A 24,709-nucleotide genomic window follows, 5' to 3' on the forward strand; every position below is an offset into this window, starting at 1 on the left:
ATGGGCTGGACGCTGGGCCGCTATTTCTTCTTTCGCTATGTGACGATCACCATCTGGTTCTTCCTCGGCCTGCTGGCGCTGGTGTTCCTGATCGATTTCACCGAGCTCTCGGGCCGCACGACCGGGCTGCCGGGCTTCACCTATGGCACCGCCTTCGCCATTTCGGCGCTGAGGATGCCGATGATCATGCTGCAGACGGTGCCGTTCGTCGGGCTGTTCTCGGCGATGGCGACGCTGGTGTCGCTCAACCGCCGATATGAGCTGGTCATCGCGCGCTCGGCCGGCGTTTCGGCCTGGCAGTTCCTGTTCCCGTGCTGCGTCGGCGCGCTGATGTTCGGCATGCTGTCGGTCGGCGTGCTCAATCCGATCGCCGCGCATGGCTTTTCCTGGTCGGAGCGGATGGAAAACCAGCTCAGGGCCGGCAAGTCGAACGCCGTTCCGCAGGACACGACGCCGTGGCTGAGGCAAAAGACCAGTTCCGGCGACACCATCATCGGCGCCCGCGCCATCCTCAACCAGGGCCTGGAGATGGCGGACGCGGTGTTCTTCGTCCTCGACCAGCAGGGCAACATCGTCGAACGCAAGGATGCCGCGCGCGCCTTCCTGCGCGACGGCTACTGGGAATTGCAGGACGTCAAGGTGTTGAAGGACGGCGTCATCCGTCCCGAGGCTTCCGACCGCGTGCCCACCAACCTCAAGCCGGAATTCGTGCAGGAGCGCCTGGCGCGCCCCGAAACCATCCCGTTCTACGACCTGCCGGGTAAGATCGAGGTTGCCCGGTCGTTCGGGCTGAAGGCAAATGCCTTCGCCATGCAGTTTGATTCGCTGGTGGCGCTGCCGTTCCTCCTCGTCGCCATGACGCTGATTGCCGCAACAGTTTCAATGCGATTTGCGCGAATGGGGCAGTCGGCGACGATGATTCTGGGTGGCGTCCTGGCCGGCTTTCTGCTTTATGTCGTTTCGGTACTGGTCAAGGCATTCGGGATCGCGGGATTCGTGCCTACAATGGTGGCTGCATGGGTTCCGGTTGTCGTGGCTATGTTCTTTGGGGTGACTTTTCTGCTATACAAGGAAGACGGCTAGTGAGGGAGGCTGGTTTGCGCAGCCATAGGCAGGCCGGTTTGGCACGCCTTTATGGGGCGACAGCTTTGGCATGTCTGTTTGCTTGCGTGGTGCCGACGGTGCCAGCGCTGGCGCAGACCATTACGGCGAAGCCCGTTCCCTCCGGCACGCAGATGCTGCTGGCCGCCGATACGCTCGTCTACAACAATGACGATCACACCGTGACCGCCGTCGGCGGCGTTCAGATCGACTATGGCGGCAACAAGCTCGTCGCCCAGCGCGTCGTATACAACCGAGACACCAAGCGCCTCGTCGCCAGCGGCGCCGTCGAGCTGATCAACAGCGACGGCACCAAGATCAACTCCGACCATATCGACATCACCGACGATTTCGCCGACGGCTTCGTCAACGCGCTGCGTGTCGAGACGGTCGAGAAGGCTTATTTCGCTGCCGAGAGCGGCGAGCGCATGGGCGGCGTGCTGACGACGTTCCACAACGGCATCTACACCGCATGCGAGCCTTGCGAGGAGAAGCCCGATTCGGCGCCGACATGGCGCGTCAAGGCGAGAAAGATCATCTGGAACGGCGAGAAGAAGACGGTTCGCTTCGAGAACGCGAATTTCGAGTTCTTCGGCTTCCCGCTCGCCTATCTGCCGGCCTTCGAGATCGCCGACCCGACGGTCAAGCGCAAGAGTGGCTTCCTGATCCCGGGCATCGTCTACAACAACCATCTCGGGGTCGGCGTCAAAGTCCCCTATTATTTCGCGCTCTCGCCGACCTATGACCTGACCGTTACCGGCAGCGGCTACACAAAGCAGGGCTTCCTCGGCGAGGCCGAATGGCGCCGGCGCTTCAACAATGGCGAATACAGCCTGAAGATCGCCGGCATCAATCAGCAGGATCCCGACGCCTTCATCGGCGCGGGCAATCGTCATACGGTCGATTCGGGAGATTTAAACGATCCGAACAAGTTCCGCGGCATGATGGGCACAAAGGGCCAGTTCGCCATCAACGAGCGCTGGAACTTCGGCTGGGACGTGCTGCTGCAGACCGACAAGAACTTCTCGCGCACCTACAACATCGAAGGCTACAACGAGCTCGTCCACCAGTCGTCGATCTACCTGACAGGCCTGAGCGACCGTAACTATTTCGACGTCAGGGCAATGCGCTTCGAGGTGCAGGAAGACACGCTGTCCAGCGACCCGACGGCGCGCTCGGCCAAGCAGCCCTGGGTGCTGCCGTCGTTCGACTACGCCTATATCCCCGACATGGCGGTGGCCGGCGGGCAACTGTCGCTCAACGTCAACGCGCGCGTCATCAGCCGCGACCGGCTCGACGCGGTGTTGGCCAACAGCGCAGATGCGACGTCCATCAACAATGTGCGCGGCCTCGAGGGCCAATCCAGCCGGCTGACGGCGGAAGCCGAATGGAAGCGCACCTTCACCACCGACGGCGGCCTGCAGCTGACGCCGCTGCTGGCGCTGCGCGGCGACACCGGATACAACTCGGAGACCTCCGCCTCGCTGGCCGCGGTCAACCAGATGGCGACGAATCTCGGCGAGGACGTCGACATGCGCTCCTCGCTCGCCCGCTACATGGCGACCCTCGGCCTGGAGGCGCGCTGGCCGCTCTTGTTCTCGATGCCGAATTCCAGCCACGTACTGGAGCCGACCGCACAGATCTTCGTGCGGCCGAACGAGCAGTATGTCGGTGGCCTCGCCATTCCGAACGAGGACGCGCAGAGTTTCGTCTTTGACGCCACCACGCTGTTCGAGCGCGATAAGTTCTCGGGCTATGATCGCATCGAAGGCGGCACGCGCGCCAATGTCGGCTTCCGCTATTCGGGCGCCTATGAAAATGGCTGGGGCACCAACGCCATCTTCGGCCAGTCCTATCAGTTGGGCGGCCAGAACTCCTTCGACGCGCCGGACCTCGTCAATGTCGGCGCCTATTCGGGGTTGCAGACCGCGAACTCCGACTATGTCGGCCTTGTCGGCTTCAACAGCCCGAGCGGCTTCTCCGGCTCGCTCAGCGGCCGTTTCGACGAGCAGACCTTCGAGGTCAGGCGCGCCGAGATCAAGGCCGCCTATTCCGGCCTGCCGGTTTCGCTGAGCGCCAAATATGCCTTCATCCAGGCGCAGCCGCTCTACGGCTTCGCCACCGACCGCCACGAGGTCACGCTCGGCGCCTCGACGCATCTGGCCGAGAACTGGCGGGTCTTTGGAACCGGCACCTACGATCTCCAGACAAGCGTCCTGGTCAAGGACGGCGTCGGCTTCGCCTACAACGATTCCTGCTTCACCTATGTGATGACGTTCTCGCAGACGCGCGATACGGTCACCAAGGAAGTGTCGCAGAATATTGGCTTCAACCTGTCGTTCCGCACGCTCGGCGATTTCGGCTCGTCGACCAGCGCCGTCAACACTATCCAGTAGCGGGGGCCAGCAAGCGGAGGCAGGCGCGGGCCACGGCGCTGCGCATCGCTTCGGGCGCGGACGATGCCGCGGACCTTGATTTGGCGCGTGATCCTTCGAAAATGAAGGCGATTCTCGGGGTCATGCGGCGGCGACATTGTTTCGCCGCATAAGACAGGCATGGGGTCGACCACATAGCGCATGCGTTCGGAGGACGTGCGGCGCCGTCGTGGCGGATAGGAATTGGGAAGGTGAGATGAGGAAATACCTGTTTTCGGCAGGATTCGCGCTGCTGGTGGCGGCGACCTCGGTTTCGATCACGGCGATGACGCCGCCGGCATTCGCCAGCCAGATCAAATATGTCGTCAACAACGTACCGATCACCACTGGCGACATCGCGCACCGCGCCGCATTCTTCAAACTGCAGCGCAAGAAGGGCGATGCAGCGCAGGAGATGATCGACCAGACGCTACGCCTTGCCGAGGCAAGACGGCTCGGCATCCGCATCACCGACCAGCAGGTCGATGCCGCCTATCAGCGTTTTGCCTCCAACAACAAGATGCCGCTGGCCAAGCTCGACGCCATCATGACGCAGTCGGGCGTCACCAAGGAGCATTTCAAGGAATTCATCCGCGCGCAGATGGCCTGGAACCAGGCGCTCAGCGCGCGCTACCGCTCTGGCGAAGGCGGCTCGGTGACCGAGCAGGACGCCGTCCGCCGCATGCTCGACAAGGGCGGCTCCAAGCCGACCGCGATGGAATATATGCTGCAGCAGGTCATCTTCGTGGTGCCCGCCTCAGAGCGCTCCGCCACGCTCGCCAAGCGCAAGCGCGAGGCCGATGCCATGCGCGCCCGCTTCAACGGCTGCGCCACCACGCGCGAATTCGCCAAGGGGCTGCTCGACGTCACGGTGCGCGATCTCGGTCGCGTGCTGGCGCCGCAATTGCCGTCGGACTGGGCCGAGCAGATCAAGGCAACCAAGGTCGGCGGCGCGACGCCGACGCGCGAAACCGAACGCGGCGTCGAGTTCATCGGCATCTGCTCCTCGCGCGAGGTTTCCGACGACAAGGCCGCTCAGATGGTGTTCCAGGCCGAAGGCGGCAGCAACGACAAGGACGCCGACGAGCTCAGCAAGAAATATGTCGACGAACTGCGCAAGAAGGCCACCATCGTCGAGCGCTAAAGCGCGTCGCGATCTTTCAGATTCGCTCCGTGTGCTTTAGGTTTTTGATTTACGCATGTCTTTGTCCCGAAACCGGTTCCCACTTTCGGGAGACATGCTTTAGGGCGTTTCGGTACATGACAGAACAAGGCTCGAGCCTCCCGCCCTACCCCGAAACAGGCACGGCATTTCGCTGGGCACCATGAGCATGCGCAGGAACGACGCGCCGCTGGCGCTCAGCGTCGGCGATCCATCCGGCATCGGGCCCGATATCGCCATCGCCGCATGGCAGGCGGGCGACAGCGCCGGCGTGCCGCCGTTCTATCTGCTTGCCGACCCGGCCCTGATCGAGGCCCGTGCGCGCGAAATTGGTCTCACGGTGGCGATCATGGAGACCTCGCCGGGGCAAGCGGCGCATCATTTCCCCCGCGCGCTGCCCGTTGTTCCGCTCTATGCCCGCCATCTGGACGCTCCAGGAAGGCCGAATCCGGCCAACGCCGCGGGCACCATCGAAGCGATCGACCGCGCGGTCGCCGATTGCCTCGCCGGCCGCGCCGCCGCGGTGGCCACCTGCCCAATCGCCAAGAAGCCGCTCTACGACGCCGGCTTCCGCTTCCCCGGCCACACCGAATACCTGGCGCATCTGGCCTCGCGCCATACCGGCACCGAGGTGACGCCGGTGATGCTGCTTGCCGGACCCGAACTGCGCACCGTTCCCGTCACCATCCACATCCCGCTCGCCGAGGTGCCGAAGGTCCTGACGAGCGAGCTGATCGTCGCCACAGGCCGCATCACCGCCGCCGACCTCCAGAGCCGCTTCGGCATCGCCAGGCCGCGGCTCGCCATTGCCGGGCTCAATCCGCATGCCGGCGAAGGCGGGGCGATGGGCACGGAGGATCTGTCCATCGTGCTGCCTGCCGTCGAGGCGCTCAAGGCGGAGGGCATCGATGCGGTCGGACCGCTGCCGGCCGACACCATGTTCCACCCGCGGGCACGAGCAAGCTATGACGCGGCGCTTTGCATGTATCATGACCAGGCACTGATCCCGGCCAAGACGCTGGCCTTCGACGAGGCCGTCAACGTGACGCTCGGCCTGCCCTTCATCCGCACCTCGCCGGACCATGGCACGGCCTTCGACATCGCCGGCAAGGGCATTGCGCGGCCCGAAAGCCTGATCGCGGCGCTGAGGCTCGCGCGCCGGCTGGCCGACAGCGGCCGCCATGCCGCCGCCGCATGAGGCTCGATTGAGCGGGGGGCGCGTGACCATCGACGGATTGCCGCCGCTGCGCGAGGTGATCGAGCGGCACGGCTTGCAGGCGAAGAAGGCGCTCGGCCAGAACTTCCTGCTCGACCTCAATCTGACGAGCAAGATCGCGCGCGCCGCCGGCGACCTCAGCGAGACGACCGTGATCGAGGTCGGCCCCGGCCCCGGCGGCCTGACCAGGGCGCTGCTCTTCAACGGAGCGCGGCGCGTGATCGCCATCGAGCGCGACGAGCGCTGCCTTGAGGCGCTGGCCGAGCTGTCCGGCCACTATCCCGGCCGGCTCGAAGTCATTCCCGGCGATGCGCTGAAGACGGATTTCGCCGCCTTGGCCGGGCAGGCAAATGGCGGGCCGGTGAAGGTCGTCGCCAACCTGCCTTACAATATCGGCACCGAGCTTCTGATCCGCTGGCTGACGGTGGCGGACTGGCCGCCCTTCTATCAATCGATGACGCTGATGTTCCAGCGCGAGGTCGCCGAGCGCATCACCGCCAGCCCGGGCAGCGACGCCTATGGCCGGCTCGGCGTGCTTGCCGGCTGGCGCACGGAAGCAAAGATCGCCTTCGACGTGCCGCCGCAGGCTTTCACCCCGCCGCCCAAGGTCACCTCCTCGGTGGTGCATCTGGTGCCGCGCGCCTCCCCCTTGCCCACCGACGGCAGGAAGCTCGGGCGCGTCACCGAAGCCGCCTTCGGCCAGCGCCGCAAGATGCTGCGGCAAAGCGTGAAGAGCCTGGGTGGGGAAGCGCTGCTCACCCGCGCTGGCATCGACCCGACAAGGCGGGCGGAGACGCTCAGCGTGGAAGAGTTCGTGCGGTTGACGAACGCGGTGTAGAAGCGCCCTGCCCTTCTCCCCTGTGGGAGAAGGAGAGGTGCCTCACTCCGTCTTCTCGTCCAGCAACCCGGAAATGAAGTCGAACAGGCCAGGCCGGCGGTCGCGGCGCAGGCGTTCGGCGGTGACGATGGCGCGGACCTCGGCGAAGGCGCGGTCGAGATCGTCGTTGACGATGACGAAGTCGTATTCCTTCCAGTGCTCGATCTCGACGCGGGCATTCTTCAGCCTGGTTTCGATGACCTGCTCCTGGTCCTCGGCGCGGCGCTTCAGGCGCGCCTTCAATTCCTTCATCGAGGGCGGCAGGATGAATATCGAAACGATATCGGCGCGCATCTTCTCCTTGAGCTGCTGGGCGCCCTGCCAGTCGATGTCGAACAGCATGTCGCGGCCTTCGGCCAGCGCCATTTCCGCCGGCTCGCGCGGCGTTGCATAGAAATTGCCGTGCACCTCGGCCCACTCCAGCAGCGCATCAGAATCGCGCAGCCGTTCGAACTCGCGCATGGTGCGGAAATGATAGTGGACGCCTTCGATCTCCGAGCCGCGGCGCGGCCTGGTGGTGACGGAGACCGACAGCTCCAGGCTTGTGTCGCTTTCCAGAAGATTGCGCGCAATCGTCGACTTGCCGGCGCCCGACGGCGACGACAGCACCAGCATCAACCCACGGCGGCGGATGCGGGACCCCAGATCCCTGGCGGCCGTCGGTTCCTTGGCAACCATCCCCGTCACTCCAGATTCTGAACCTGTTCGCGAAACTGGTCGACCACCGCCTTGAGTTCCAGCCCAATCGCGGTAACCGCGGCGGCGTTCGACTTGGAGCATAAGGTATTCGATTCGCGATTGAATTCCTGCGCCAGAAAATCGAGCTTGCGGCCGACGGCGCCGCCGTTGCCGAGCAGCGCACGCGCGGAAGCGACATGCGTCTTCAGCCGGTCGATCTCCTCGCGGATGTCGGCCTTGGTGGCGAGGAAGGCTGCTTCCTGATGCAGCCGCGCCGCGTCGAGATTGGCCGACGCATCCATCAGCAGGCGGACCTGTTCGGCCATGCGCTCGCGGATCGCCGCCGGCTCGCGCGACGGGTCGGCCTCGGCCTTCAGCGTCAACGCCTCGATGGTGCCGATATGGCCGGACAACAGTGTGCGCAGCGCGGCACCCTCGCTCTGCCTTGCCTGCTCCAACCCGGCGAGTGCCGTGTCCAGCGCCGACAGGATCGCGGCGTCGAGGGCACCCCGTTCCTCCTCCGTCTCGACCGTCTCCGGGATATCGAGGACGCCGCGCAGCGCCAGCAGACCGTCGGCGGTGGCGGGCTGGGTGCCGAACTGCTCCTGCAGGCGTCTGGCCAGTCCCGCCAGGTCCTTCAGGAAGGCCTCGTTGACCACCGGCTGCGCCTGCTGCGCGACGCCACGGGCGACGGTCAGCGTCGCCTGGAAATTGCCGCGCGCGAAACGCTTCTGCACGGTCTGCCGTACAGCGGTCTCCAGCCGGTCGAAGCCTTGCGGCAGCCGCAGCCTGACCTCGACGCTCTTGCCGTTGACCGATTTCACTTCCCAGGCGATCGACGTGCCGTTGTATTCAGCAACGGCTCGCGCGAAACCGGTCATGCTCTGCACGTTCATGATGCGCGTTACCCCTGTCGCAGCTCCGGGCTCGATTGCCCGAACATGCACCCCTTGCAAAACGCTGGACTTCTGGCCAGCGTCGGATTTCCCCTCAAAACATGAATACGGCCCGGCGTCAAAGGAAGCGGGCGGATCCGGCGACCGCTGCGGCCTACTGGGCGGCGTCGCCGCCCGCGTCGCCATTCTCGCCGCTGTCGCCGGAGCCGGTACTGTCATCAGGGGCGGCCGGCGCCGTGGTCTGGCCGGAGGCCTTGGCGGCATCGTCGGCCTGCTTCTTCTGCAGCGCCCGGTAACGGGCAACGTTCTGGTTGTGCTCTTCCAGCGTCGCGGCAAAGACATGGCCGCCGGTGCCGTCGGCGACGAAATAGAGGTCGTCGGTCTTCGACGGATTGGCCACAGCCTCCAGCGCGGCGCGGCCCGGATTGGCGATCGGCGTCGGCGGCAGGCCTTTGATCAGGTAGGTGTTATAGGGCGTCTGCTTGTCGATGTCGGACTGATAGATCGGCCGGTCGGCCGGTTTGCCCTTGCCGCCGAACAGGCCGTAGATGATGGTCGGATCGGACTGCAGCCGCATGCCCTTGGCCAGCCGGTTGAGGAAGACGGCGGCGACGCGCGAGCGCTCGTCGCCCCTGCCCGTCTCCTTCTCGACGATCGAGGCGAGGATGACGAAGTCCTCCATATTGGCCACCGGCAGGTCGGGCGCACGATGCGCCCAGACATCCTCGATAAGCTTCTTCTGGTCGGCGACCAGCTTGTCGATCATCTGCTGCCTGGTGGCGCCACGGGTGAAACGCAGCGTGTCGGTCGCGATGCTGCCCTCGGGCGGCATGGACGCCGGCATGTCGCCGGTCAGCGCCTCCTGGTCGGCCACGCGCTCAAGCGCCTGCTCGACCGTGAGCCCCTCGGGGATGGTCAGCGAATACATCACCGACTTGCCGCTCTTGAGCAGCTCCATGATGTCGCGCATCGAGGCGCGCGGCTTGATCGCGTATTCGCCGGCCTTCAGCGCGGAATCATTGCCGGTTGCGCGCACGCCGAGCCTGAAGATGCGGGCATCGCTGATCAGGCCGCGGCGCTCCAGCTGGTCGGCAATCTCCTGCACACCGGTGCTTGGCTTGACCATGAAGGTGTCGCCATTGGCCGACGGACCTGGCTCGACGAAGGCCTGCATGCCGAAATAAAGCGCAGCACCCGAGGCAAGCACGATCAGGATGACCACCGACAGGAAGAAATTCAGGAACACGACGACCTGGCTGCGCGATGCGCGCGAGCGCTTCGACGGCGGCGGTGTGCCGGCCTCGGGGCGGAGCGCTTCGGCGGCTGTCTTGGGCACGATCGGTCCTTGGGTCTGGCGCTGTCCGAATTCCCCGCCGCCCGGATTTGTATTCATAGCGCCCTACCGTCTCATCTCGCAAGGAATCCCCCAGCGGAAGCTAGGGGAGAATTTGGCAAAAATGACGGCAGGTGGCGGGACTGCCGGCTAGCTGGCCTTTCAGCCACCATAACGTTGGAAGACGAGCGAGGCGTTGGTGCCGCCGAAGCCGAAGGAGTTCGACAACGCCACATCGATCTGGCGCTGGCGCGGCTTGTTCGGCACGAGATCGATCGCCGTCTCGTGTTCCGGGTTGTCGAGATTGATAGTGGCGGGGGCGACGTTGTCGCGGATGGCGAGGATCGAGAAGATCGCCTCCGCGGCGCCTGCGGCGCCCAGCAGATGACCGATCGACGACTTGGTCGACGACATCGAGATCTTGGAGGCGGCATTGCCGACCAGCCGCTCGACGGCGCCGAGCTCGATCGTGTCGGCCATGGTCGAGGTGCCATGCGCGTTGATGTAGTCGAGGTCGGCGGGCGCGAGCTTCGCCCGGTTCAGCGCCGCCGTCATGCAGCGGAACGCGCCGTCGCCGTCCTCCGCCGGAGCAGTGATGTGATAGGCGTCGCCCGTCAGGCCATAGCCGGTGACCTCGGCGTAGATCTTGGCGCCGCGCGCCTTGGCGTGCTCGAGCTCTTCCAGGACGAGAACGCCGGCGCCCTCGCCCATGACGAAGCCGTCGCGGTCGCGGTCATAGGGGCGCGAAGCGATCTCGGGCGTATCGTTGCGCTCGGTGGAGAGCGCGCGGCACGCCGCGAAACCCGCCATGGAAAGCCGCGTGATCGGCGCCTCGGCGCCGCCGGCCACCATGACGTCGGCATCGCCCCACATGATCAGCCGTGCGGCATCGCCGATGGCGTGCGCGCCGGTCGAGCAAGCGGTGACGACCGCATGGTTCGGGCCCTTCAGCCCGTGCCGGATGGAAACCTGGCCGGAGACCAGATTGATGATCTGTCCGGGAATGAAGAACGGGCTGATGCGGCGCGGACCGCGCTCCTTCAGGATCATCGCGTTCTCGGCGATGCCGTCGATGCCGCCGATGCCGGAACCGATCAGCACGCCGGTAGCGCACTGATCCTCATGCGTCTCGGGCTTCCAGCCGGAATCGGCCAGCGCCTCGTCGGCGGCCGCGATGCCGTAGAGGATGAAGTCACCGATCTTGCGCAGTTCCTTCGGCTCGAGCACGGCCTCGGGATTGAAGGTGCCGTTGGTGCCGTCGCCGCGCGGAACGATGTGGGCGATCTTGCAGGCAAGGTCGTCCACCTCGAACTCGGTGATGCGGCGGGCAGCGCTGCGGCCGGAAAGCAGTTCCTTCCAGCTATGCTCGACGCCCATGCCGAACGGCGAAAGCAGGCCAAGGCCCGTGACGACGACACGCCTCATCGCAGGTCCTCCCAGGTGATGCCTGCGAAAAGCCTCAGGCCGAGGCCTTGTCGATGTACTTCACGGCATCGCCGACAGTCAGGATGGTCTCGGCGGCGTCGTCCGGAATCTCGACGCCGAACTCTTCTTCGAACGCCATGACGAGTTCGACCGTATCGAGGCTGTCCGCGCCCAGATCGTCGATGAAGCTCGCCTGCTCCGTCACTTTATCGGCATCGACGCCGAGATGCTCGATGACGATCTTCTTGACGCGCTCTGCGGTGTCACTCATTTGGGGCCTCGTCTTACGTTGTGTTGTCTTCGTTAGCGGGCGGAATGCCGCTAATCAAGCTGAAAGATGGTCTTGTGGGAAACGCAACGCCACAGGACCGGTTTTTGCCCGAACCGCCGGGTTGCCGGCCGCATTACACGAAAAAAGGCGGGCGTCCAAGCCGAAATGGCTGTTTTCACAGCCCACCGACCTTGGTCGGTTAGATCATCGCCATGCCGCCATTGACGTGGATTGTCTGGCCGGTGACGTATGCCGCTTCGTTCGAAGCGAGATAGGCGACCGCCGAAGCAACCTCGGCGCTGGTGCCCATGCGCCTGGTCGGAATCGCCGCCATGATCGTCTCCTTCTGCTTGTCGTTGAGCTTGTCGGTCATGGCCGATTCGATGAAGCCCGGGGCGACGCAGTTGACGGTGATGTTGCGGGTGGCGATCTCCTGCGCCAGCGACTTGGAAAAGCCGATCATGCCGGCCTTGGAGGCGCAGTAATTGGTCTGGCCGGGATTGCCGGTGACGCCGACCACGGAAGTGATGTTGATGATGCGGCCATGGCGGCGACGCATCATCGGATGGGTGAGCTCGCGGGTGAGCCGGAACACCGCGGTGAGGTTCACCTCCAGCACCGAATCCCAGTCGGCGTCCGACATGCGCACGAACAGGCCGTCCTTGGTGATGCCGGCATTGTTGACCAGAATGTCGACGCCCTCCAGATCGGCCTCGGCCTTCTGGCCAAGCGCCTTGACCGCGTCGCGGTTGGTGAGGTCCGCCGGGAACAGCTTCACGCGCTCGCCCAGCTCGCCGGCGAGCGTTTCCAGCTTCTCGACCCGGGTGCCGTGCAGGCCGACGACGGCGCCCTGGCTGTGCAGTACCCTGGCGATCGCCTCGCCGATGCCTCCCGATGCGCCGGTAACGAGCGCCTTGCGGCCGGTCAGTTCGAACATTTCTTCAACCTCTCTCTTCCGGACGCCCCGCTAGCGACCCTCGTTCTGTATTCGTCATGCTGTCCAGGCCATACCAGAAGTTCTCGGCGCTCACGACTGATTCTTCGCCGAGCCTGATCCGCTCCTGCACTTCCGCAGCTAGATAGTAGTCCTCAAGATCTTCGAGTCCGCGCTCAACGAAATCTGGCAGGTGCTGAGCTTTGCTTCGACCCGTCTTCCACGCCAGATCCTCCAGGCGTTGCTCAATTTCGGGAGAAGGTCGAACCGATGTGGGCATGCCGCACCTGCGGATGAAATTGAAACGCCCCTGCTTACACTAAAGCCGCCAGCGCCGCCTCGACCTCCGCCGCGGTGCCGACGGCGCCTGTGGCGATGTCGCGGTTGATGCGGCGCGCCAGGCCTGACAGCACCTTGCCGGCGCCGACTTCGTAGAGCGTCGCGACACCGTTCTGGCCGAACCATTCCACCGTCTCGCGCCAGCGCACGCGGCCGGTTACCTGCTGGACAAGGCGGCGGGCGATCTCGTCCGGGTCGCTCGTCGGGGTGACGGTGACGTTGGAGACGACCGGAACCATCGGCGCCGTCTTCGCCACGCCGGCCAGCGCCTCGCGCATGATCTCGGCCGCCGGCGCCATCAGCGCCGAATGGAAGGGGGCGGAGACCTGCAGCATCAGCGCGCGCTTGGCGCCCTTTTCGGTGCAGAGTTTCGCCGCCAGCTCGACGGCGGCCTTGGCGCCGGAGATCACCAGCTGGCCGCCGCCATTGTCGTTGGCGATCTGGCAAACCGCCCCTTTGGCCGAGCCCTGTCCCGCTTCCGCGCAGGCGGCTTCGACATCCGCCTGCTCCAGCCCGATGATCGCCGCCATGGCGCCCTCGCCCGCCGGCACCGCCGCCTGCATGGCATTGCCGCGGGTGCGCAGCAGCCGTGCCGCATCGGCGACCGAGACGAAGCCGGAAGCGGCAAGCGCCGAATATTCGCCTAGCGAATGGCCGGCGACGTAAGACACCTTATCCTTCAGCGAAAAGCCGCGCGATTCCAGCGCCCGAAGCGCCGCAAGCGACACCGCCATCAGCGCCGGCTGGGCGTTGGCCGTCAGCGTCAGGGCTTCTTCCGGCCCTTCCCAGATCAGCGTCGACAGCTTTTCGCCGAGCGCCTCGTCAACTTCCTCGAATACGCGGCGCGCCTCGGAAAAAGCATCGGCGAGGTCCTTGCCCATGCCGACAGACTGGCTGCCCTGTCCCGGAAAGGTGAATGCGACGGCCATCTTAGCGTCTCCAGCGGCTTGTTTTTCCCTGCCTCTGGCGCAAGGCGGACGGCCAAGTCAAGCCCGCAGGCGCCCGTTCCGCGCCTATTTCAGCCGGGAAACGAGCCGAGTTGCCTGTTCCAAAAGGCTTTTTGGCGATCACACCTGATGAAAACCGCTCACGAATCGTTTGCTGGCTCTTCTTATTTCCGCCACAGGCGCTAGCTTGCGTGACATTTCGATGACAGTGGCGTGACGCGAGTGGAAGACGCGTAGCAGGGCCGGGGAAGCAAAGTGGCAAGGATCAGGAAAGGCGCGGCCAAGCCCGCGCCGCAATTTTTGGAAGACGATCCGTCCACCGGCTATCTGCCGGGGCGGAGATGGCCGATCGTCCGTTACGGCCTGGCAACGCTGCTTGCCTCCGCGCTTCTGGTGTTCGCCATCGAATGGATCGTGCGCGGCGACTTCTTCGGCACGGTCGACTTCTTCCTGCAGCCCTTCAAGCCGGGCTGGACGACCATCATCGTCTTTGCGCTGGTGCTGATTGGCCTCGACGCCATACTCGGCCGCAGCCATCAGAGCCTGATGATCGTGGCGCCGCTGACGCTGGCATTGGCCTTCGTCGGCCATCAGAAATCGCATTATCTCGGCGATCCGCTCTATCCGACCGATTTCCTCTATGCCCGCCAGATCATGGCGCTGATGCCGCTTCTGGTGCGCGAGCGACCCTGGACCGCGTTGATGCTCGCCGCGGCCATCGTCGCCAGCCTGACACTGCTCGTCTATGGCTGGCGGCTCTGGCGCCGGCGCGTGCCGATCCTCAGCCGCAAGGGACGGCTGGCGCGGCTGTCGCTGGCCGTGCCGCTGCTCGCCTTCTTCGTCTCGATCATGGACTACGCCACCTTCTCGTGGACGCGCGACAGGCTGCAGATCATCCCGATTATGTGGGACCAGAAGGAGAACTACGCCTCGAACGGCTTCGCGCTCGCCTTCGCGATGAACGTGCCGATGGCGCATGTCTCGGCCCCGCCTGGCTATACCGACAAGACGCTGGACGCGATCACGCGTCCCGACGTCGCCGCCACGGTGCCGGACGAGAAGCCCGACATCATCGTGGTGATGAGCGAATCCTTCTGGGATTCGACGGAGCTTCCCGGCGTCAGCATCAAGCCCGATCCGATCCCGACGGTGCGGGCGCTGCGCTCGGGCTCGATGTTCTCGCCGGAATTCGGCGGCATGACAGCCAATATCGAGTTCGAGGCGCTGACCGGCTTCTCCAACGCCTTCCTGCCGGCGGGCTCGATCCCTTACCAGCAATATGTGCGCGCGCCGACGCCGTCGCTGGCGACCTTCCTGAAAAGCGAGGGCTACCGGGCCCGCGCCATCCATCCGGGCACCAACTGGTTCTGGAACCGCGGCGCCGTCTACGCCGATTTCGGCTTCAACGAGTTCCGTTCGGAAGAGACGCTGCCGCCGATGGAAAAGCGCGGGCCGTTGGCTTCCGACGCGGCGATGACCGACGAGATCATCCGCGAGGCCGACGCCAGCGAGGACCCGGTGTTCCTGTTCGCGGTCAGCCTGCAGAACCACGGGCCCTACGAGCCCTACCGCTATTACAATCCGACCCATACGATCGACGCGCCGATCAGCAGCTGGGCGCGGGAATCGCTGCTCTCCTATGCCGAAGGCTCGGCCGATGCAGATCGCGGCCTGCAGCGCCTGATCGACTGGGCGAAGAAGCGCGAGCGGCCGACCATCGTCGCCTTCTTCGGCGACCATCTGCCGCCGCTCGGCCCGGTCTATGTCGAGACCGGCTTCCTCAAGGACAATGTCGCGCCGCGCAAGGAGCCGACGCCCGAAGCCGCGCTCGAGCATCACGACACACCGCTGATCATCTGGTCGAACCGCTCCGGTCCGGTGGAGAACCTGGGCTCGGTCAGCCCGGCCTTCCTGCCTTACCATATCCTCACCACGGCCGGGATCACGCACCCCTATTACACCGGTTTCCTCGGCGCTCTGCGCGAGCGCTACCGGGTGGTCGACCGCAACCTTTTGCTGTCGCGCTTTGGCGAGGCGACGCCCGACTGGGCGAGGCAGAAGAAGATCGATCCGCAGATCAACGATTTCCGGCTGATCCAGTACGACATGATGTTCGGCAAGCGCCGCATAGCGCCCGACTTCTTCCCCGAAACGATCGTCCCGCTCGTCGCGCATACGAGCTGAGCCTGCCACTATTTGCGCGAGCGCCGGAGCTTTGCGGCCATGCGGCATCGTGGGATCGTCGATCCTGTCTCCCGCCCTTGCCTTCCTCAGGAATTGCTGTATAGACGCCGGCAATCTGCCGGTCCTTGCTGGGGGCTGAACGGAGGGCCGTGGCTTTTCGAAGGCCACGTCATGAAGCCATAAGCGCTTTTGGCCTCCCGTGTCTCCGCTCTCGACCGTCTCGTGATGCTCCTTTCTTCCCCGCTCCTTCGCGACCGGGTCAGACAAGTTGCAGAGGCTTAGCCGCGAGGGCCGGTAAGAGAAACGAAGAAAGGCAGAAAGACATAATGGCTCTTTACGAACATGTGTTTCTTGCCCGGCAGGACCTGTCGCAGCAGCAGGTTGATGCGCTTGTCGAACAGTACAAGGGCGTCATCACCGCCAACGGCGGATCGGTCGGCCGGATCGAGAACTGGGGACTGAAGTCCCTCACCTACCGGGTCAAGAAGAACCGGAAGGCTTACTATACGCTGATGGACATCACCTGCCCGCCGGCCGCGCTCAACGAAATGGAGCGCCAGATGGGCCTGTCGGAAGACGTGCTGCGCTTCCTCACCATCAAGGTCGAGGCGCATGAGGAAGGCCCCTCGGCGATGATGCAGAAGCGCGAGGAGCGCTCGGAGCGCGGCGGCTTCGGCGACCGTGACCGCGGTGATCGTGGCCCGCGCAGCTTCGGCGACCGCGACCGCGGTGATCGTGGCCCGCGCAGCTTCGATGGCGAGCGCGGTCCGCGCCGTCCGCGCGAAGGCGTTGAAGGGAGTGCAGAATAATGGTCGACATCAACCAGATCCCGACCCGGCGTCCGTTCCACCGCCGCCGCAAGACCTGCCCGTTCTCTGGCGCCAATGCTCCGAAGATCGACTACAAGGACGTGCGTCTGCTGCAGCGCTACATTTCCGAGCGCGGCAAGATCGTACCGTCGCGCATCACCGCCGTCAGCCAGAAGAAGCAGCGCGAGCTCGCCAAGGCGATCAAGCGCGCCCGCTTCCTCGGCCTGCTGCCCTACGTGGTTCGCTAAGGCCTTTGGTTTGACCATGATCTTACCCGAAAACCGGTATCCACTTTTCGGGATCATGGTCTAGCTCGAGCGGGCGGTTCGCCGCCCGCTTCCTTCCCCACGGCGACGGGCGCCGCTGGGTTCGCATCAAATCCCGAGTTGGATTTCGAAAGAAATCCTAACTGCCGACAGGCAGGACAGCGACACCGGCGGCAACGCCCCTTTTGCTTCCTGACCTGTTCCGAAGAATTCGGCGCCTGCGCCTAACCTGAAAGGAACAAAACCATGGAAGTGATCCTTCTCGAACGCATTTCCCGCCTCGGCCAGATGGGCGACACCGTCAAGGTCAAGGACGGGTTCGCCCGCAATTTCCTGCTGCCGCAGGGCAAGGCGCTGCGCGCCAACGAAGCCAACAAGAAGAAGTTCGAGGGCCAGCGCGCCCAGCTCGAAGCCCGTAACCTCGAGCGCAAGTCGGAGGCCTCGCAGATCGCCGAGAAGCTCGACGGCAAGAGCTTCATCGTCGTGCGCTCGGCCGGCGAGACCGGCCAGCTCTACGGCTCGGTGTCGACCCGCGACATCGCCGAACTGCTGACCGCCGAAGGCTTCACCGTCAGCCGCAACCAGATCGAGCTCAACCACCCGATCAAGACCATCGGCCTCACCAATGTGGCGATCGCGCTGCATCCGGAGGTCGAGGTCACCGTGACGCTCAACATCGCCCGCTCGGCTGACGAGGCGGAGCGCCAGGCCAAGGGCGAGACGCTGACGACCGCCGAAGCCATCTATGGCGAAGACATCAACGACAACGCCCGGCCGGAAAACTTCTTCGACCCGAACGCCGAGTTCGAAGGCGGCGAAGAAACCGCCTGATCGACAAGACTTCATCGACGGGGCCGGAGCGCTGCTCCGGCTCGCAGGTCTTCCAGAATTTCTGGACTAATGCCCGGGCAAACGACCCGGGCATTTTTATGCCAAATGGAACTTTTCGAACCCCTATATCTTGAGGCAGACTATAGCGTCGCGCGTCCTTTGGACGCAGAAATGGCGCCATAGTACGTGTGACTTTCGCGCAGGACCCTCCCGAAACCGGTGCCGTTTTCGGGCCATGCGCAGAAGTCAGCCTGACTTTGAGGGAACATTTGGTCATGAATATTCTTTTGAAGCGCATTCTCGACCGCCTGGTGCGTACAGGCAATCTCAAGGTCACCGGGCCGAACGGCTCCGCCGTCATTTTTGGCGACGGCAGCGGAGAGCCGGTTCATATGCACATCAAGACCAGGCATGCCGAGCGCGCCATAAGCTTCGACCCGATGCTGGCTGTGCCGGAAGCCTATATGGACGGCGAACTCGACATTCTCGAAGGCGGCGTGCTGGGCATGATGCGCATCGCCTTCCAGAACATGGGCAGCGGCGGCATCGACGCCACATGGTCGAAGGCGATCGAGGGCCTGCGCCACGCATTCCGCCGCCTGCAGCAGATCAACACCGCCTCGCGCTCGCGCCGCAACGTGCAGCGCCACTACGATCTTTCCGGCGAGCTCTACAAGCTCTTCCTCGACGAGGACATGCAGTATTCCTGCGCCTATTTCGAGCAGCCCGACATGACGCTGGACGAAGCGCAGGTCGCCAAGAAGCGCCACATCGCCGCGAAGTTGCGGCTCAAAGCCGGGCAGACGGTGCTCGACATCGGCTCAGGCTGGGGCGGCCTCGGCCTCTACCTTGCCAAGGCCTTCGACGTCGACGTGCAAGGTGTGACGCTGTCGACCGAGCAGCACGGCGTCGCCACCGACCGCGTGCATGCGATGGGCCTGCAGGGCCGGGTGCATTTCGACCTCAAGGACTACCGCGCGCTGAATGAACGCTTCGACCGCATCGTCTCGGTCGGCATGTTCGAGCATGTCGGCGTCAACCACTACCGCACCTTCTTCGACAAGGCGGCGACGCTCTTGAAGCCCGACGGCGTGATGCTTCTCCACACAATCGGCCGTTCCGGCGTGCCGTGGGCAACCAGCGCCTTCGTCCGCAAATACATCTTCCCCGGCGGCTACATCCCGGCGCTTTCCGAGGTGATGCCGGCGATCGAGAAGTCCGGCCTCGTCGTCACCGACATCGAGATTCTCAGGCTCCACTACGCCGACACATTGAAGCATTGGGGCCAGCGCTTCGCCGCCAACCGCGACAAGGCGAAGGCGATCTATGACGAACGCTTCTGCCGCATGTGGGAGTTCTACCTCGCCGCCTCGGAAGCCGCCTTCCGCTGGCAGGACCTGGTCATCTTCCAGTTCCAGATCGCCAAGAAGAACGACACGCTGCCGATGACGCGCGACTATATGGCCAAATGCGAGAAGGCGCTGAAGGTGCGCGACCTTGGCCACCAGGAGCCGGCCGCGCCCGCGGCCAAGCCGACGCGCAGACGCAAGGCAGTGGAATAGAACCGCCGCCGATTGCCGCTTGCCATTGCGGCCTGACGCCACGAAAAAGGTCTCGTTCGCGAGGCCTTTTTTATGACCTACCTGATCTACATCGCAGCCGCGCTCGCCGAGATCGCCGGCTGCTTCTCTTTCTGGGCCTGGTGGCGGCTGGCGAAGTCGCCGCTGTGGCTCGTGCCGGGCCTCGTGTCCTTGGCACTGTTCGGCTTCCTTTTGGCGCTCGTCGACGCATCGGCCGCAGGTCGCGCCTATGCAGCCTATGGCGGCATCTATATCGCCGCCTCGCTCGGCTGGCTTTGGCTGGCCGAAGGCGTGCGCCCCGATCGCTGGGACCTCGCAGGTGCGGCGCTCTGCATCGTCGGCGCCTCCGTCATCCTCCTCGCGCCGAGAGGAGCCTGACGTGGAACTGCCCGCCCCGCTCCGGCAAGGCGTCGACGGCCTGCTCGACAAGGTGCCGCTTGCGGCGCTCAAACAAGCCGCGAGGACGCTTTCCGAACGCTACCGCGCCGAGCTGCGCGACGGCCGCCTGCATATGGCGGAAGACATGGCGGTCAAGGCCTATCTGGCGACCAGGCTGCCCGCCACCTATGCCGCGGTCCGCGCCAGCCTCGAAGCCCTGTCGGACGCTCGTCCCGACTTCCGGCCGAGGAGCCTGCTCGACATCGGCGCCGGACCTGGGACGATGCTTTGGGCCACTGCTGACGCCTGGCCGGAGCTCGAAGAGGCGGTTCTGATCGAGGCGAGCGCCGCGGTGCGCAAGGTCGGCCAGTCGCTGGCTGCCGGCGCGGTTGCCGCCCGGGTCCGTTGGAACGCCGGCGACGCCACCATCGACCTCGATGACCTCAAGCCTGCCGACCTGGTCAGCGCGGCCTATGTCCTGGACGAGATCGCGCCGGCCTCGCTGCCGAAGCTCGTCGACCGGCTCTGGCGCTTTACGTCCGACACGTTGCTCATCGTCGAGCCCGGCACGCCGGCCGGCTGGCAGCGCATCCTTGCGGCGCGAACGCAGCTTGTCGAAGCCGGGGCGCATGTCTCGGCGCCCTGTCCGCACGACGCGCCCTGCCCACTCAAGCCGCCCGACTGGTGCCATTTCTCCCGCCGCGTCGCCCGTTCGCGCCTCCATCGTCTGGCCAAGGAGGCCGACGTGCCATGGGAGGACGAGAAGTACATCTACCTCGCCGCCTCGCGGCATCAGGCGGCGGTGCGCGCGGCACGGGTGATTGCGCCGCCGAAGGGCGGTTCGGGCAAGGCGGTGCTCAAGCTTTGCCGACCGACCGGCAGCGCCGGCGAGCGCCTGTTCAGCAAGCGCGACGGCGAATTGTTCAAGGCGGCGCGGCGGGCGGACTGGGGCGATAGGCTGGCTGGAAGCGACGCCTGAACGGCAAGATTGTTCTTGCTTCGTTCCAAAGAATCATGGCCTTATCGAGTCAATCGGAATCGGGGCACAGGGATAGTCTTCTGTGGACGATTTGCGGTGCCTGTGAACAACGGGCGGTCAGAGTAGGTTGGACACGTACTGTTGCAGATAAGTCAGCACTGACTTTCCCCATTCTGATATCGAAAAGCCGGGATCGAAATCGGGGACATCATGGCAGAGGCAGCGCGTAAAATCGGCGTGGCGGAGCAACCGCTTTATCGCGAGGCACCGAACAACATCGAGGCCGAGCAGGCGCTGCTTGGCGCCATCCTGGTCAACAACGACGCCTTCTACCGCGTTTCGGATTTCCTGAAGCCGGCGCATTTCTACGAGCCGCTGCACCGCCGGATCTTCGAGGTCGCGGCCGAGCTCATCCGCATGGGCAAGATCGCCACGCCGATCACGCTTAAGACCTTCCTTCCGGCGGAAGAAAAAGTCGGCGACATGACGGTGGCGCAATATGTCGTGCGGCTGGCGGTCGAAGCCGTCACCGTCGTCAACGCGACCGACTACGGCCGCGCCATCTACGATCTCGCCACGCGCCGGGCGCTGATCACCGTCGGCGAGGACATGGTCAACATCGCCTATGACGCGCCGGTGGACATGTCGCCCTCCGACCAGATCGAGGACGCCGAGCGACGCCTGTTCGAGCTCGCCGAAACGGGCCGCTACGACGGCGGCTTCGAAAGCTTCAACGATGCCGTCAAGACCGCCGTCGACATGGCCAATGCCGCCTATATGCGCGACGGCCACCTGTCGGGCATCGCCACGGGCTTGCGCGACCTCGACCGCCGCATGGGCGGCCTGCAACCCTCCGATCTGATCGTGCTTGCCGGACGCCCCGGCATGGGCAAGACGTCACTCGCCACCAACATCGCCTTCAACATCGCTGAGGCCTATGTGCCGGCGCAGCAGGCCGATGGTTCGTTCAAGGCGGCCAATGGCGGTGTCGTCGGCTTCTTCTCGCTCGAAATGTCGTCGGAGCAGCTCGCCACCCGCATCATCTCCGAGCAGACCGAAATTTCGTCATCGAAGATCCGCCGCGGCGAAATCTCCGAGATGGATTTCGAAAAGTTGGTCGCCTGCTCACAGACCATGCAGAAGATCCCGCTGTTCATCGACCAGACCGGCGGCATTTCCATCGCGCAGCTCTCCGCCCGGGCGCGGCGCCTGAAGCGCCAGCGCGGCCTCGACCTCATTGTCATCGACTATATCCAGCTGATGCAGGGATCGAGCGCCAGGGCTTCGCAGAACCGCGTGCAGGAAATCACCGAGATCACCACGGGCCTCAAGGCGCTGGCCAAGGAGCTCGGCGTGCCGATCATCGCGCTGTCACAGCTGTCGCGCCAGGTCGAAAGCCGCGACGACAAGCGCCCGCAGCTCTCGGACCTGCGCGAATCGGGCTCCATCGAGCAGGACGCCGACGTGGTGCTGTTCGTCTACCGCGAGGAATACTACCTCAAGAACCGCGAGCCGAAGCTCGGTACCGATGAATACATCAAGTGGGAAAACGAGATGAACGAGGCGCGCGGCAAGGCCGAGTGCATCGTGGCCAAGCAGCGTCACGGACCGACCGGCACCGTCAGCCTCGCCTTCCACGGCGAGTTCACGCGGTTCTCCGATCTGGCGGAGGAGCATCATTTGCCGGAAAGGTTTGAGTAGGCGCTTGTCCGCGATCGCTACAGAAATGACGGGTATCGGCGTTCCACGGCGCCCCGCTCTGTCCTACCGGACATCTCCCCCACTTGGGGGGAGATTGGCTGTCACCCGCGCCGGCGCTCATTTCTGCAACGTCGAAAATTGGCGAGACCTTTCGCGCCGTCCGATCTCCCCCCTCGAGGGGGAGATGTCCGGCAGGACAGAGGGGGGCGCGACGGATCACGACGCCCGCCATCGGGCAAAAAGGTAACAGCGTGGCCAAATCCCGCGTTCAGTTCATCTGCCAGAATTGCGGCTCGGTGCATCAGCGCTGGGCCGGCAAATGCGATGCCTGCGGCGAGTGGAACACGCTGGTCGAGGAAGGCACATCCGGCGGCATAGGCTCCGGACCCGCCAACGCGCGAAAGGCCCGCAAGGGCCGCGCCGTGGTGCTGACCAGCCTGTCGGGCGACATCGAGGACGCGCCGCGCATCGCCTCCGGCATCGGCGAGCTCGACCGCGCCACCGGCGGCGGCTTCGTGCGCGGCTCGGCGCTTCTGGTCGGCGGCGATCCCGGCATCGGCAAGTCGACGCTGCTGACGCAGGCAGCGGCGGCCTTGGCCTCGAAGGGTCACCGCATCGTCTATGTCTCGGGCGAGGAAGCGGTCGCGCAGATCAGGCTCAGGGCGCAGCGCCTCGGCGTCGCCTCGACGCCGGTCGAGCTCGCGGCCGAAACCAATGTGGAAGACATCCTCGCAACGATAGCCGACGGCAAGCGGCCGGATCTTGTCATCCTCGATTCCATCCAGACGCTGTGGACCGACCTTGCCGATTCGGCGCCGGGCACGGTCACGCAGGTGCGCGCCGCCGCCCAGGCGATGATCCGCTACGCGAAATCCACAGGCGCCGCGATCGTGCTCGTCGGCCATGTCACCAAGGAAGGCCAGATCGCCGGCCCGCGCGTCGTCGAGCACATGGTCGACGGCGTGCTCTATTTCGAGGGTGAGGGCAATCATCACTTCCGCATCCTGCGCACGGTGAAGAACCGTTTCGGACCGACCGACGAGATCGGCGTCTTCGAGATGTCGGACAAAGGCCTGCGCGAGGTCTCCAATCCGTCCGAGCTGTTCCTCGGCGAACGGCACGCGAAATCGCCGGGGGCCGCGGTTTTCGCCGGCATGGAAGGCACAAGGCCGGTTCTCGTCGAGATCCAGGCGCTGGTGGCGCCCTCCTCGCTCGGCACGCCGCGCCGAGCCGTCGTCGGCTGGGACGGCGCGCGGCTCTCGATGGTGCTGGCGGTGCTGGAAGCGCATTGCGGCGTCCGTTTCGGCCAGCACGATGTCTATCTCAACGTCGCCGGCGGCTACCGCATCTCGGAGCCGGCGGCCGATCTCGCGGTGGCCGCAGCACTTGTTTCGTCGCTCACCGGTCTTGCCCTTCCCGCCGATTGCGTCTATTTCGGCGAAATCAGCCTTTCGGGCGCTGTGAGGCCGGTTGCGCATGCGCAGCAGCGCCTCAAGGAGGCCGAAAAGCTTGGTTTCGGAAGCGCGGTGCTGCCGCTCGGCAGCGAGGAAGTCGTTGGCGGTAATGGGGCCGGGGGAATCGCGGCCAGCGCTTTCCAGCCCACCGAGCTTGCCGACCTCGTGGCGCGCATAGCCGGCTCACGGCGCAGCCGCGCCGACGAGGGGGAGTGATGCGGCTCATGATGTGGGGCGAAAGACATGCCGATTACGCTGCTTGACGGAATTCTCGTCGGCTTCACCCTGGTCTCGGCAATGCTTGCCATGGTGCGCGGCTTTTCCCGCGAAGTGCTGTCAGTGGTTTCCTGGGCAGCGGCGGCGGCGGCGGCCTTTTTCTTCTACAAGCCGGTGCTGCCCTACGTTCAGCCCTATGTCGACAACGACAAGATCGCCATGGCGGCGGCCGCCGGCGTCGTCTTCGTCATCGCGCTGATCGTCGTCTCGGTCATCACCATGAAGCTCGCCGACTGGATCATCGATTCGCGCATCGGCGCGCTCGACCGGACGCTTGGCTTCCTCTACGGCGCGGCGCGCGGCATCCTGGTCGTCGCGGTGGCGCTGTTGTTCTTCAACTGGCTGGCCGGCGCCAAGGCGCCCGCCTGGATCGCCAACGCCAAGTCGCGGCCGCTGCTCGAGACAATCGGCGCCAAGCTCGAAAGCGTGCTGCCCGAGAACACGGAAGAGCTGGTCAACAAATACACCCACAAGGGCACCCCGACGACCGAGGCACCGGCAACGTCCGACCAGCCGACGGCCGAACCGCCGGCTGCCGGCGAGGACAACGCGCCGGCGCCCGACGACAGCGAGGGCGAAGCGCCGGCCGACAACGAGCCGGCTCCGGCCCCTGCCCCGGCCCCCGCAAGTCCGGCGCCGGCAAATTGATTGCAGGCCG

The 24,709-nt window shown here is 64.9% G+C and carries 23 protein-coding genes; 15 read left to right on the forward strand and 8 right to left on the reverse strand.

Going from position 1 to position 24,709, the window contains the following annotated elements; genetic code table 11:
* From lptG to rsmA, 5 genes are all read left to right on the forward strand, one after another.
* A complete protein-coding gene (gene lptG, locus EN853_RS22595) occupies positions 1 to 1,083 on the forward strand; it encodes an LPS export ABC transporter permease LptG (protein ID WP_127861606.1) in 1,083 nt (360 codons plus the stop codon).
* Entirely contained in the window at positions 1,083 to 3,497 is a 2,415-nt protein-coding gene (locus EN853_RS22600; protein WP_167524568.1) for an LPS-assembly protein LptD, read from the forward strand. Before lptG ends, EN853_RS22600 begins: the two co-directional genes overlap by 1 nt.
* A gap of 235 nt (positions 3,498 to 3,732) precedes the next feature.
* Positions 3,733 to 4,659: a peptidylprolyl isomerase gene (locus EN853_RS22605; protein WP_127861604.1), complete on the forward strand. Its 927-nt coding sequence runs from the start codon at positions 3,733 to 3,735 to the stop codon at positions 4,657 to 4,659.
* Positions 4,660 to 4,846: 187 nt separating this feature from the next.
* Positions 4,847 to 5,875, forward strand: a complete 1,029-nt coding sequence (gene pdxA / locus EN853_RS22610; protein WP_127861646.1) for a 4-hydroxythreonine-4-phosphate dehydrogenase PdxA — start codon at positions 4,847 to 4,849, stop codon at positions 5,873 to 5,875.
* A gap of 22 nt (positions 5,876 to 5,897) precedes the next feature.
* On the forward strand, positions 5,898 to 6,731 hold the full coding sequence (rsmA, locus tag EN853_RS22615) for a 16S rRNA (adenine(1518)-N(6)/adenine(1519)-N(6))-dimethyltransferase RsmA (RefSeq protein ID WP_127861645.1): 834 nt from the start codon (positions 5,898 to 5,900) through the stop codon (positions 6,729 to 6,731).
* Between the two features lie 42 nt (positions 6,732 to 6,773).
* On the opposite strand, the gene gmk is transcribed toward rsmA, so the two are convergent.
* From gmk to fabD, 8 genes are all read right to left on the reverse strand, one after another.
* Positions 6,774 to 7,448, reverse strand: a complete 675-nt coding sequence (gmk, locus tag EN853_RS22620; RefSeq protein WP_127861603.1) for a guanylate kinase — start codon at positions 7,446 to 7,448, stop codon at positions 6,774 to 6,776.
* 5 nt (positions 7,449 to 7,453) lie between these two features.
* Positions 7,454 to 8,344, reverse strand: a complete 891-nt coding sequence (locus EN853_RS22625; RefSeq protein WP_127861602.1) for a YicC/YloC family endoribonuclease — start codon at positions 8,342 to 8,344, stop codon at positions 7,454 to 7,456.
* A gap of 154 nt (positions 8,345 to 8,498) precedes the next feature.
* Positions 8,499 to 9,737, reverse strand: coding sequence for an endolytic transglycosylase MltG (gene mltG, locus EN853_RS22630; RefSeq protein WP_127861601.1), 1,239 nt, complete (start codon positions 9,735 to 9,737; stop codon positions 8,499 to 8,501).
* 102 nt (positions 9,738 to 9,839) lie between these two features.
* Positions 9,840 to 11,102, reverse strand: a complete 1,263-nt coding sequence (fabF, locus tag EN853_RS22635; protein ID WP_127861600.1) for a beta-ketoacyl-ACP synthase II — start codon at positions 11,100 to 11,102, stop codon at positions 9,840 to 9,842.
* A gap of 34 nt (positions 11,103 to 11,136) precedes the next feature.
* The gene (locus EN853_RS22640; RefSeq protein WP_006203723.1) at positions 11,137 to 11,373 is read right to left on the reverse strand and encodes an acyl carrier protein; all 237 of its coding nucleotides are present in this window, start codon (positions 11,371 to 11,373) and stop codon (positions 11,137 to 11,139) included.
* A gap of 199 nt (positions 11,374 to 11,572) precedes the next feature.
* Positions 11,573 to 12,310, reverse strand: coding sequence for a 3-oxoacyl-[acyl-carrier-protein] reductase (fabG, locus tag EN853_RS22645; protein ID WP_127861599.1), 738 nt, complete (start codon positions 12,308 to 12,310; stop codon positions 11,573 to 11,575).
* Between the two features lie 4 nt (positions 12,311 to 12,314).
* Positions 12,315 to 12,587 carry a CopG family transcriptional regulator gene (locus tag EN853_RS22650; protein WP_127861598.1) on the reverse strand — a complete coding sequence of 91 codons (273 nt, stop codon included), beginning with the start codon at positions 12,585 to 12,587 and terminating at the stop codon, positions 12,315 to 12,317.
* Positions 12,588 to 12,621: 34 nt separating this feature from the next.
* The gene (gene fabD, locus EN853_RS22655) at positions 12,622 to 13,575 is read right to left on the reverse strand and encodes an ACP S-malonyltransferase (protein WP_127861597.1); all 954 of its coding nucleotides are present in this window, start codon (positions 13,573 to 13,575) and stop codon (positions 12,622 to 12,624) included.
* Positions 13,576 to 13,848: 273 nt separating this feature from the next.
* Between fabD and EN853_RS22660 the strand changes: the two genes are divergently transcribed.
* The 10 genes from EN853_RS22660 (at position 13,849) to EN853_RS22710 (ending at position 24,699) form a co-directional block, all read left to right on the forward strand.
* Positions 13,849 to 15,777, forward strand: a complete 1,929-nt coding sequence (locus EN853_RS22660; RefSeq protein WP_127861596.1) for an LTA synthase family protein — start codon at positions 13,849 to 13,851, stop codon at positions 15,775 to 15,777.
* 326 nt (positions 15,778 to 16,103) lie between these two features.
* On the forward strand, positions 16,104 to 16,586 hold the full coding sequence (gene rpsF / locus EN853_RS22665) for a 30S ribosomal protein S6 (protein ID WP_127861595.1): 483 nt from the start codon (positions 16,104 to 16,106) through the stop codon (positions 16,584 to 16,586).
* Entirely contained in the window at positions 16,586 to 16,834 is a 249-nt protein-coding gene (gene rpsR, locus EN853_RS22670; RefSeq protein WP_006203718.1) for a 30S ribosomal protein S18, read from the forward strand. The genes rpsF and rpsR overlap by 1 nt, the downstream gene beginning before the upstream one ends.
* Positions 16,835 to 17,098: 264 nt before the next feature.
* A complete protein-coding gene (gene rplI, locus EN853_RS22675) occupies positions 17,099 to 17,683 on the forward strand; it encodes a 50S ribosomal protein L9 (protein WP_127861594.1) in 585 nt (194 codons plus the stop codon).
* A gap of 275 nt (positions 17,684 to 17,958) precedes the next feature.
* Positions 17,959 to 19,245 (forward strand): cyclopropane-fatty-acyl-phospholipid synthase family protein, encoded by a 1,287-nt coding sequence (locus EN853_RS22680; protein WP_127861593.1) that lies wholly within the window; start codon positions 17,959 to 17,961, stop codon positions 19,243 to 19,245.
* A gap of 72 nt (positions 19,246 to 19,317) precedes the next feature.
* Complete coding sequence (locus tag EN853_RS22685; RefSeq protein ID WP_127861592.1) at positions 19,318 to 19,641, forward strand: YnfA family protein; 324 nt, start codon at positions 19,318 to 19,320, stop codon at positions 19,639 to 19,641.
* A gap of 1 nt (position 19,642) precedes the next feature.
* On the forward strand, positions 19,643 to 20,620 hold the full coding sequence (locus EN853_RS22690; protein ID WP_127861591.1) for a small ribosomal subunit Rsm22 family protein: 978 nt from the start codon (positions 19,643 to 19,645) through the stop codon (positions 20,618 to 20,620).
* 210 nt (positions 20,621 to 20,830) lie between these two features.
* The gene (locus EN853_RS22695; RefSeq protein WP_127861590.1) at positions 20,831 to 22,321 is read left to right on the forward strand and encodes a replicative DNA helicase; all 1,491 of its coding nucleotides are present in this window, start codon (positions 20,831 to 20,833) and stop codon (positions 22,319 to 22,321) included.
* 251 nt (positions 22,322 to 22,572) lie between these two features.
* Complete coding sequence (gene radA / locus EN853_RS22705) at positions 22,573 to 23,991, forward strand: DNA repair protein RadA (RefSeq protein WP_127861589.1); 1,419 nt, start codon at positions 22,573 to 22,575, stop codon at positions 23,989 to 23,991.
* A 27-nt stretch (positions 23,992 to 24,018) separates the two neighbouring features.
* Positions 24,019 to 24,699, forward strand: coding sequence for a CvpA family protein (locus EN853_RS22710; protein WP_127861588.1), 681 nt, complete (start codon positions 24,019 to 24,021; stop codon positions 24,697 to 24,699).
* Positions 24,700 to 24,709 lie beyond the last annotated feature (10 nt).

The sequence above is a fragment of the Mesorhizobium sp. M1C.F.Ca.ET.210.01.1.1 genome (genome assembly GCF_004791585.1).
Classification (GTDB): Bacteria; Pseudomonadota; Alphaproteobacteria; order Rhizobiales; family Rhizobiaceae; genus Mesorhizobium.